Raw genomic sequence first — 9,136 nt, forward strand, 5'->3', positions numbered from 1 at the left:
ATTACTACTCTATGCAAACTAAACTCCCATCGCGCTTCCGTGCACAGTACGTAAATCAATCCCTATACTAAAAGTGTCAGTGGCTAAAAGTAAATCCAAATCTTTCGCAAATTTACATTTTTTTACAAACTAATTTATAACCAATTGATGTAGAAAGAGAGATTTTTGCCGATAGAGAAAATAACCATAAATGTAATTTTGAGTTTTTAAAATTATTGATACACTTGCTCTCAGACAAGCCTAAGATTGATTTCTTACGTATAAAATTGACCAGCAATCAATAAAATTAACAAAATGTAGGGTGAAATGACCAATAACTCAGAATCAAAACCAACGCTCGAATCAGAAAGCCCTATTGAAAAGGGTGAACAAACAGAACAGGCAGAAAAAACGACTCCACAAAGTGAAGAGTTAAAACAAGAGTCTGTATTACCAGCACAACGCAGAGCAGGCTTCTTCAAGCGTCTTGCGGCGATGGTTTATGACTGGTTGGCGGTAATCGCTTTGGCTATGTTGGTAACGATTGTTAATTTGATTGTTGTTCATCAGCTAAGTAAGTACGGAGTGATCGATATGACAGGTTATACAGATCCCTCTGCGTATTTGAATGGTCAAATATGGTTTCAAATTGAGCTAGTTTTGTGGGTTTGGTTGTTTTATGCATGGTTTTGGCATGATGGTGGTCAAACAATAGGAATGCGAGCGTGGCGCTTAAAACTACAACGGGTTGATGGAAAGCCTTTGGAGCTCAAACGAGCGATGCTGCGGGCTCTGTACTCAGTGTTTGGGCTGGGTAATTTACTGGTTTTGTTTACCCCAAAAACCAAGTTGGCGGTGCAAGACAAGCTGACCCAAACAGAGATGATTGTTCTAACGAAAGAACAAAATAAACAAATCTACCTACGTGGTATTGAAGATCCAGAGCGCTAATTGCGCTCTGGATTATTTTATTTACTTTAGAATATACCCAATACTTTTGGGTTCTTACTTATCAACAAAGTGCACCATTGGATAAAGTATTTACTTAGCCTTTTTCGTAAGTAAATGAATGGCGATCAAACAGAACATTAAGGTCGGTGCAAACGCCCCCAACACGGCTGGCAATTCATAAACCAAAGACATCGACCCAAATACTCTATCGACCAAGAAAAATGAAAAGCCGGTAAGGATACCTAAGATGATTCTCGCACCCATGGTCACAGAACGCAGTGGACCGAATATAAATGACAAGGCCAACAATAGCATTACCGCGACGTTGATAGGTTGAAATAACTTACGCCATAGCGCCAGCTCGTAGCGACTGGCATTTTGCTCGTTGCGCTCCAAATAATTCAAATAGTCGACGAGTTCACTCAAAGCCATGCGCTCTGGTTTAACTGAAACAATACCCAGTTTATCTGGGGCCAAATCGGTCGGCCATGGATAAGTTGCTAGATATTGTGTCTCTATATTTTTATCGCGCCATTCTTTTATGGTTACATTTGAAAGTAACCATTGACCGTTTTCAAACTCACCAAAATCGGCGGTCATTTGGGTTTTCAACTTAAGGTCTTCGTCAAAGTCAAACACTGAAACTTGGACTAGTTGACCTGATTCAGTCACTTCTTTGATATTAACAAACGCATCGGTATCTTTTGCCCAAACCCCTTGTTCGGCTGAGTAGACTTGACCACCTGAGATAGCCTGAGTTTTGATTTCTTTGGCTTTTTGAACAGAAGCAGGTACGCCCCATTCAGAAAATACCATCATGATTAAAATAAGCACGGTGCTGGCTTTGAGAACAGCGCTGACGACGTTTGCTTTAGAGAGGCCAACCGCTTGCATCACCACAAGCTCAGAGTTGGTCGCTAACGCTCCTAAACCAACCAAACCGCCAATCATGGCTGCCATTGGGAAGAATGCTTCTAAATCTTGTGGAATTAAGAACAATGCATACAAGCCAGCTGTAACGGCAGTAAAATCTGCACGGCCGATGTATTTGAGTTGTTCAATAAAACGAAATAGGGTACTGATACCAACCAAAATACCAAGCGTCACCGCAATTGAGCTAATCACTGTTTTGCCAATGTAGCGGTCAATAATGGACATATTTAACACTGCTTATGCTCCTTTTACGCTGGCGTTTTTGTTTGGTTTTTTATCAAGCCAAAAACGGCGGAGTTTGCCGCCAGTAGAGCGGTCGCGCATTAACAACATAACTGCAGTACTCAGGCCAATTAAATGAATCCACCACAGACCAACTGACTGAGGTATTTTGCCATCTTCTAACGCTGATTTGGCAAGCAGCAATAAGATGTAATATGCAAAAAAGATCGCGAGTCCCGGCATTATTTTACCAAATCGACCTTGGCGTGGGTTAACCGAACTAAGTGGTACCGCAATCATAGCCAGAATTGGTATGGTTAGAGGAATTGCAATTCGCCATTGGAATTCGGCTTTGGCCTCTAAGTCATCTGATTGCATCAATTGCATAGTGGACTGAGCTGCAAAGTTACGACTTTTTTGCTCTACTGCTTGGTCTTCCATCAGAATTTGGTATTTAGAAAAGTTAAGGCGTTGTGGGTTTTCACCTTCTTCAAAGTAATAACGGTGCCCAGCTGAAAGCTCTAGGTCTTGGCGACCACTAGGCAAGTCTTTTAGTACACCCGTTTGAGCATAAACCACACTTTGCACACCCATTTCCGAACCTTGAGCAACAAAGACTTTTTTCATTTCAGAACTATCACGGGTGATATCGTGAACGAAAACAACGGAGTCACCAGTACCCGCTTTTTGAAAGCGTCCTTCTGTTAGTGTCGATAACACACCGTCAGCGGCGGCGTTTTCTTTTACTTGATACTCATATTCTGCGGCCATTGGTGCAAGGTATAGGCTCACACTGCCACCAATAATAGCAACGACGGTAGCAAATATTAACGTTACGCGAGTTACGTACCATTCTGAGATACCTGTGGCTTTTAAAACACTCATTTCGTGGTCGGTATAAAGCCTGCCATAAGCCAACATCACACCCAAAAATACACTGAGAGGAAGAATAATTGCTGCTAATTGCGGAAAGCGCAGGCCAATAATCGAGGCAACTAAATAACCTGGTATTTTACCCTCTGACGCGTCGGCCAAAACACGGACAAAGGTTTGGCTCATGAAAATACTCATCAGCACAATAAAAACCGCTATTTGAGACTTAAAAACCTCAGCGGTTAAATAACGTAAAATTATCACTCACAAACCTTATAAAACTTGTACTTTTACTGGAATAATGCCGATTTTTGAGTAAACTTCTTATTTTTGTAAGAAAACTTTTTTATAGCAGACTAAACTCATGCTATAACAATCGGTCACTTAGTCTAATTCGACTTAAAGAATAGTCAAAAACGACCATTAGAGTCGGTTAAAGCTTGATTATAATGGTAAACCAGCGAAAGACCGATTGAAAATTTATATTTAGGCGATTTTTATTTTTCAGCCCGAATTTTGGAGAGATCATGGAATTTAGTGTAAAAAGCGGCAGTCCAGAAAAGCAACGTAGTGCTTGTATCGTAGTAGGTGTTTACGAACCTCGTCGTCTTTCTCCGGTTGCAGAACAATTAGATCAAATCAGCGAAGGCTATATTAGTAACTTGTTACGCCGCGGTGATTTGGAAGGGAAACCAGGCCAAGTCTTGTTATTGCACCACGTACCAAACGTGTTGAGTGAGCGAGTATTATTGGTTGGTTGCGGTAAAGAGCGTGAATTAAACGAACGCCAGTACCGTCAAATAATCAAGAAAACCATTGATACATTAAACGAAACAGGCTCAATGGAATCTGTGTGTTTTCTAACTGAAATGCACGTAAAAGGCCGCGATACTTATTGGAAAGTTCGCCAAGCCGTTGAAGCAACGATGGATAGCTTGTACAGCTTTAATCAGCTTAAGAGTAAAAAAGACGAAGCGCGTCGTCCACTTCGCAAATTGGTATTTAACGTTCCAACGCGTCGTGAATTACCACTTGGTGAGAGCGCAATTGAGCATAGCTTGGCCATTTCTAATGGTTCAAAAATGTGTCGTGACGTAGCAAACATGCCACCAAACATTTGTAACCCAGCCTATCTTGCTGAGCAAGGTAAGACATTAGAAGAGTTCGACAATGTGTCGGTAAGTGTTGTTGATGAAGCGCAAATGGCCGAGTTAGGAATGAACTCATACCTAGCTGTTGGTCGCGGAAGTGACAACGAATCTATGATGACCATTATCGATTACAAAGGCGGTAATGAAGGTGACGCACCAATCGTTCTTGTTGGTAAAGGTCTAACCTTTGATTCTGGTGGTATCTCAATCAAACCATCGGCGCAAATGGACGAAATGAAATACGACATGGGTGGTGCGGCCGGTGTTTTGGGTGCGATGCGTTCTCTTGTTGAGCTTGGCCTACCAATTAATGTTATTGGTGTATTGGCTGGTTGTGAAAACATGCCGGGCAGTAAAGCCTACCGTCCAGGTGATGTATTAACGACGATGTCTGGCAAAACCGTTGAAGTACTTAATACGGACGCAGAGGGCCGCTTAGTATTATGTGATGCGCTAACTTATGTAGAGCGATTTGATCCAGAGTTGGTTGTTGACGTGGCAACGTTAACTGGTGCTTGTGTGGTTGCATTAGGTAAACATGCATCTGGCTTAATGAGTAGCCATAATCCACTAGCACACGAGTTACTGAATGCTTCTGAGCAATCGGGTGACCGTGCATGGCGTTTGCCATTATGGGACGAGTATCAAGACCAGCTAGAGAGTCCATTTGCAGACTTTACCAATTTAGGTGGCCGTGACGCGGGAACCATAACGGCAGCGTGTTTCTTGTCTCGATTCACCAAAAAGTACAATTGGGCACACTTAGATGTTGCAGGTACTGCTTGGCAAAGTGGTGCAAACAAAGGTGCAACAGGTCGTCCCGTGCCAATGTTAACGCAATTCTTAATGAATCGTGCAGGTGTTGGTGTCGAGCACTAGCCGATTAGCCCACATCGTTAATTAAGAGGTAAAATCGACAGAATTGAGTTCATTATTTTGCTAGAATTGGTCAGCAAAGTAGACTTGTGATGTTGGTTTTACCACTCATCAAATTATTAAAGTAAGTTGGTCCGTTTATGAACGTCATTTTTTGGTTATTGTCAGAGCAACACAAATTGCCTGAGACAGCGACCGAGCATGAGGTGAAATCTCATTGGCATTATGCCTGTGTTTTAACGGCCGACTTATATCGACAGCACAAAAAAGTGCTACTTGGCGTTCAAGATCAAGACCATGCTCATCAAATCGATGAGTGGTTGTGGCAGTTTCAAGCAAATCGCTTTATTCCACACAATCTACCAGGAGAAGGGCCACATTACGGCACGCCTGTTGAGATCAATTGGCAACCAAGCCAACAACGACGCCAGTGTTTTGTAAATACGTGTGAGCAAGTACCAACGTACTTAAAGCAGTTAAAGGGAATAACCGAATGGCACGACTTTGTGCCGCATGATGAGGCCGGTAAGGCCGCTGCTCGAGAGCGATACAAAGCCCTAAAACAAGCGGGTTATGAAATCACAACCCAGCCAATTCCAGACTCAATCGTTTAAACGAATACAACATTTTCAAAGGCTATTATCATCATGGATAAAACCTATAATCCTAGCGACATAGAACAATCTTTATACCAAGACTGGGAAAACAAAGGCTACTTTAAGCCAAGCGGTAAAGGCGACAGCTATAGCATCGTCATTCCACCACCAAACGTAACGGGTAGCCTACATATGGGCCACGCCTTCCAGCACACCATCATGGATGCGTTGACACGTTATAAGCGTATGGATGGTTTCAATTCTTTATGGCAAGTGGGTACTGACCACGCGGGTATCGCAACGCAAATGGTTGTAGAGCGCAAGCTTGCAGCCGAAAACCAACCTTCGCGCACTGAAATGGGCCGTGAAGCCTTCATCGACAAAGTATGGGAATGGAAAAACGAATCAGGCGGTACGATTACGTCGCAAATGCGTCGTTTAGGTAATTCGGTAGACTGGGATCGTGAGCGTTTTACCATGGACCCAGGTTTGTCTAAAGCCGTTGAGAAAGTATTCGTTGATTTATACAACGACGATTTAATCTACCGTGGTAAGCGTTTGGTTAACTGGGATCCTAAATTACAAACGGCGATTTCAGACTTAGAAGTAGAAAACAAAGATAAAAAAGGCCATATGTGGCATTTCCGTTATCCATTAGCGGATGGCCAAAAAACGGCAGATGGCAAAGATTACTTAGTAGTAGCGACGACTCGTCCAGAGACTTTATTAGGTGATACAGCGGTTGCTGTTAATCCTGAAGATGAGCGTTACAAAGATTTAATTGGCAAACACGTTATGTTGCCATTGGTGAATCGCCGTATTCCAATCGTTGGCGACGAACACGCTGATATGGAAAAAGGCACTGGCTGTGTAAAAATCACGCCAGCTCACGACTTCAATGACTATGAAGTGGGCAAGCGTAATCAACTACCAATGATCAACGTGTTGAACTTCACAGGCCATATTCGTAACGAAGCCGAAGTATTTAATACAAATGGTGAAGTCAGTGATGTGTACTCAACTGACCTTCCAGAAGAGTTCCAGGGCTTAGAGCGTTTTGCCGCTCGTAAAGCGACCGTGGCAGCGATGGAAGGTTTGGGCCTACTTGATGAAATCAAAGAACATGACTTAACGGTTCCTTATGGTGACCGCGGTGGCGTTGTTATTGAGCCGATGCTAACGGACCAATGGTACGTTCGTGTTGAGCCTATGGCGAAAGTAGCCACAGAAGCGGTTCAAAATGGCGACATCGAGTTTGTTCCTAAGCAATACGAAAACATGTACTTCGCCTGGATGCGCGACTTACAAGACTGGTGTATCTCTCGTCAGTTATGGTGGGGTCACCGAATTCCAGCTTGGTATGACGAGTCTGGCAAAGTATACGTTGGCGCGAGCGAAGCCGAAGTTCGTAAAGAACACGGTTTAGGCGATGACGTTGTGTTACGTCAAGACGACGATGTACTGGACACTTGGTTCTCATCAGCGCTTTGGACCTTCTCTACAATGGGTTGGCCAGACAATTTAGAAGATCTTAAAACTTTCCACCCAACTGACGTGTTGGTGACTGGTTTTGACATCATTTTCTTCTGGGTTGCGCGTATGATCATGATGACCATGCACTTCATCAAAGACGAAGACGGTAAACCACAGGTTCCATTTAAAACGGTTTACGTTACGGGTCTAATTCGTGATGAAAACGGTGACAAGATGTCGAAGTCAAAGGGTAACGTTATTGACCCACTAGACATTATCGATGGTATTGGGCTAGAGGACTTAGTGACTAAGCGTACTAGCAACATGATGCAAGATAAGATCGCCGCCAAGATCGAAAAGAGTACTCGCAAACAGTTCCCTGATGGTATGGCACAAAGCGGTACTGATGCATTGCGTTTCACGCTTTCTGCATTAGCATCGACTGGACGTGACATCAGTTGGGACATGAAGCGTCTTGAAGGTTACCGAAACTTCTGTAATAAGTTATGGAATGCGAGCCGCTATGTATTAATGAATACGGAAGAGCACGATTGTGGTCGTGAGCTGGCACTTGATAGTGCAGAGCTTGAGTTTTCTTTGGCGGACCGTTGGATTCGCAGTCAGCTGCAACAAACCGTCGAAACGGTTCGTGGTCACTTAGACGCTTATCGCTTTGACTTGGCTTCAAGTGCAATGTACGAGTTCACTTGGAACCAATTCTGTGACTGGTATTTAGAACTAACTAAACCAGTTATCTTCAAAGGGTCAGAAGCGCAGCAACGTGCAACTCGTAAGACGTTGGTTGATGTACTTGAAACGCTACTTCGCTTGATGCATCCAATCATGCCATTTATCACTGAAACAATTTGGCAAAAAGTAGCTCCACTAACGGCTGCTGGTGCCAACAAAGCAGACAGCATCATGTTGAGTGCATTCCCAACGGTTGAGCAAAGCCAAATTGACGAAAAAGCAATGGCCGATGTTGAGTGGTTAAAACAGTTTATCGTTGTCGTGCGCAACATTCGTGGTGAAATGGACTTGTCTCCGAACAAGCCAATCAATGTGATCTTGCGTAACGTTTCTGCTGATGAACAACAGCGTTTAGATGAAAACAAAGCGTTCTTGATTTCGCTAGCGAAATTAGAAAGCGTTGAAGTATTACCAGAAGGTGAAAAAGCACCAGCATCAGCAAGTGGTCTTGTTGGTGCAATGGATGTATTGATCCCGATGGCTGGTCTAATTGATAAAGATGCAGAGCTTGCACGCTTGAGCAAAGCGATTGAAAAGACTCAAGGTGAACTAAAACGCGTGACGGGTAAATTGTCTAATCAGAAGTTTGTTGATAATGCGCCTCAGCAGGTTCTTGAGAAAGAGCAGGCTAAGTTGGCTGAGTATCAGCAGAGCTTGGAGAAGCTTGAACAGCAGTACGCTGAAATCGAAGCTATCTAAGCCCAATTAGGCGAGATTGTTCGACTGAGAATAGGGGCGTATATTGGTTATGTATTTTTCGGCCGCCAAGTACGTCCCTGTAATGCTTAGGTCGCACGTCGCTCTTTTTAAAAGTGCGCGACAAAGCCTCTAAATACATAACCAATACACGCCCCTCTATCACCAACACATTTCTTGTCCACATTAATCTAGCGTAATAAGTGGCTTAGATTTGATTTCTACTTGCGGAGGTTAGGGCCGCCAAGTACGTCCCTGTAATGCTTAGGTCGCACGTCGCTCTTGTTAAAAAGTGCGCGACAAAGCCTCAAAATACACCGAGCAATACACGCCCCTCTATCACCAATTCAGTTCTTAAGTTAACAAAACACTTCCTTTCTACATTAATCTAGCCCTAATACGCTTTGAAACACATGTTTATACCCAGTGAGTCAGAGCTCCACACTTAATTTATAAAAAGTTGCTATTAATCAGCGTGTTAAAGCTTTGAGAAGGTGTGGCAATTGATTAATAAAAACACTATAGTGGTTTGACAAACTAACTTAAAAGGTAGTCGTTGACGTCAATTCGGAACAATAAATAATAATAATTACCCAGACGTACAGCGTTGAGTTTGAAGAAAGTTAATCAATTAAT

6 protein-coding genes are annotated in these 9,136 nt (G+C 43.1%); 4 read left to right on the forward strand and 2 right to left on the reverse strand.

Features of this window, described 5'->3' with window-relative positions; all coding sequences use genetic code 11:
* Positions 1–306: 306 nt before the first annotated feature.
* A complete protein-coding gene (locus AC4E96_RS13415) occupies positions 307–930 on the forward strand; it encodes an RDD family protein (protein WP_490256179.1) in 624 nt (207 codons plus the stop codon).
* A 90-nt stretch (positions 931–1,020) separates the two neighbouring features.
* Here the strand turns inward: AC4E96_RS13415 and lptG are convergent, their stop codons facing one another.
* Positions 1,021–2,088, reverse strand: a complete 1,068-nt coding sequence (gene lptG / locus AC4E96_RS13420) for an LPS export ABC transporter permease LptG (protein WP_488034002.1) — start codon at positions 2,086–2,088, stop codon at positions 1,021–1,023.
* Positions 2,089–2,100: 12 nt separating this feature from the next.
* Positions 2,101–3,222: an LPS export ABC transporter permease LptF gene (gene lptF / locus AC4E96_RS13425; RefSeq protein WP_490256180.1), complete on the reverse strand. Its 1,122-nt coding sequence runs from the start codon at positions 3,220–3,222 to the stop codon at positions 2,101–2,103.
* 263 nt (positions 3,223–3,485) lie between these two features.
* On the opposite strand from lptF, the gene pepA reads away from it, so the two are divergent.
* From pepA to AC4E96_RS13440, 3 genes are all read left to right on the forward strand, one after another.
* Entirely contained in the window at positions 3,486–4,988 is a 1,503-nt protein-coding gene (gene pepA / locus AC4E96_RS13430) for a leucyl aminopeptidase (protein ID WP_488033992.1), read from the forward strand.
* Between the two features lie 137 nt (positions 4,989–5,125).
* Positions 5,126–5,599 (forward strand): DNA polymerase III subunit chi, encoded by a 474-nt coding sequence (locus AC4E96_RS13435; protein WP_488033991.1) that lies wholly within the window; start codon positions 5,126–5,128, stop codon positions 5,597–5,599.
* 33 nt (positions 5,600–5,632) lie between these two features.
* The gene (locus AC4E96_RS13440) at positions 5,633–8,503 is read left to right on the forward strand and encodes a valine--tRNA ligase (protein WP_490256181.1); all 2,871 of its coding nucleotides are present in this window, start codon (positions 5,633–5,635) and stop codon (positions 8,501–8,503) included.
* The last annotated feature ends 633 nt before the right edge of the window (positions 8,504–9,136 follow it).

This window comes from Psychrosphaera sp. (genome assembly GCF_982872775.1).